At 35.7% G+C, this 1780-nt stretch carries 2 protein-coding genes; both read right to left on the bottom strand.

Going from position 1 to position 1780, the window contains the following annotated elements:
- Nucleotides 1–328 precede the first annotated feature (328 nt).
- The gene (locus EDC37_RS12175; protein WP_132551736.1) at nt 329–643 is read right to left on the bottom strand and encodes a hypothetical protein; all 315 of its coding nucleotides are present in this window, start codon (nt 641–643) and stop codon (nt 329–331) included.
- 123 nt (nt 644–766) lie between these two features.
- Nucleotides 767–1675 carry a TolC family protein gene (locus EDC37_RS12170; RefSeq protein WP_243642197.1) on the bottom strand — a complete coding sequence of 303 codons (909 nt, stop codon included), beginning with the start codon at nt 1673–1675 and terminating at the stop codon, nt 767–769.
- Between the last annotated feature and the right edge of the window lie 105 nt (nt 1676–1780).

Below are 1780 nucleotides of genomic sequence, written 5' to 3'. Positions count from 1 at the left end.
TTTTTCGAGTTTTTCGACCTGCTCTGAAAACTCTAAAGGAATTATCTCATGTTTAGGGTATATTTTACAGCCACTGTTTTATTTTGCGCTTACAAAACATCAATCCTTTCTTTTTAGTGTAGAGACTTTAATTGTAACGGATTTTTTTGTTTTATGCTCTTTTTTTGTAAAAAATAATGTCAGAGTAAGCTTGAGTTTTTGCTTACCCCAACATTTAGTATAGAACAACAAAAATAACTATTTTGTGCAGCTTCATTTTTATTTATATGTAAAATTTATCATTTTACATACGCTCTTATCTATATCCATGCACAATCAGAACCAATACTTATCTCTGATTGCTGCTCATGTTAATAATGTTTCTTTCAGCTTGGCCATTATCTATCTTATAGGTTTTTACCAAGTCCCCATCCACTTTTGTATAGGCTGTGTCGTTATCAACCCAGCTTTCATAAACATGTCCATTGACTTCCCGTTTGCTATAAGAAGTAGGGTTACTGTCCACTACATCTCTATAAATATCCTTTTCGCTACTGCTCATATTAGTTATGGTAAACGGTGCCGGAGCTGGATTAGCATGGGTCAAACCTGTAAAAGCGACTCCGAAGAGAATAGCAGTTAAAGCAAATATGTTCTTTTTCATTATAAACAGTCCTTTCTTTTTTTGAACCAGATTTTACATTGTCCTAGAGGTTTTTACTGTTTTCGGGATAAACTCGAAATTGTTTGCATGGCATAAAAATAAGTCATTTATTATAGAAAGATCTTATTCTTTACCTATAGATTTATTAAGACGAGCTTTGCTCATGTTATAGTCAAATAATGCATTTGTATAATTAGTTTTTGCCTGATTCAATGCCAGCTCAGCATCCATAACGTCTAAGTTGGTACCAACGCCAGCAGTATAAGCTTTTTGTGCAATATCAAAATTTGTACTGGCTTCTTCAATTGCTGTTGCGTTAGTACTTATTCGTTTTTCTGCCTCCTTCATACTCAGATAAGCATCGTTGATTTCCAATAAAATGTTATCATGTGTTTGCTGGGCTTGTTTTTGTGCGGCTAACTCGCCGGATTGGGCTTGTTTGACTTTGGCATTTGTTTTTCCAGAATCGAATAGGTTCAATTGGGTTACTAACATAGTTGTCCAATTTCTATTTGCCGTACCTGCAAAGTCATCATTATCCCAGGCCATAGTCCCACTCAGTATAACCTTAGGATGTTTTTCGCTTTGGGCAATTTTAATTTTTGTTTCTTCTATTTTAATATTATCCTGCTGCTGAACTATCTCTGGACGATGTGCCAAGCCATAGGCGGTGACATCGTTCGAATCCAAAACATATTCTTGATAGATAAGCGGTTCTGTCAGCATAATTTCGCTGTGCAATGGTAATCCCATCGTTTTATTTAAGCTGTAAATGGCTAAATCATAATTATTTTGCGTTTTTACTAAATCATTTTCCGAATTTGCCAACCGAACCTTGGTTTGCAGTACATCATACCATGGGACTACTCCGCTATCGTACATTTGTTGGACATGGGTAAGATGAGCCCTAAAATCATCTACTGTTTGTTTGGCGATTGCCAATAAGGTCTTATTTTGCTGTACTTTGTAATAACCATTACTAGCTTCCAGTTTAAGCTGTTGCTTAGTAGTTATAATTTCAAGTTGTGACACTTTATGATTGAGATCCCTGTGTGTTAGCATAGTTGTCAGTGATAGATGAAAGCTTTTGTGTTACTATAGAGAAGTATCACAGAAAGGAGCTCGACACCCATGCAG

Origin of the sequence: Pectinatus cerevisiiphilus, from assembly GCF_004341685.1 — a bacterium.
In the GTDB taxonomy this organism is placed as follows: Bacteria; Bacillota; Negativicutes; order Selenomonadales; family Selenomonadaceae; genus Pectinatus; species Pectinatus cerevisiiphilus.
The sequence above is the reverse complement of the archived record's forward strand: the minus strand, read 5'-3'. Positions and strand labels throughout refer to the sequence as shown.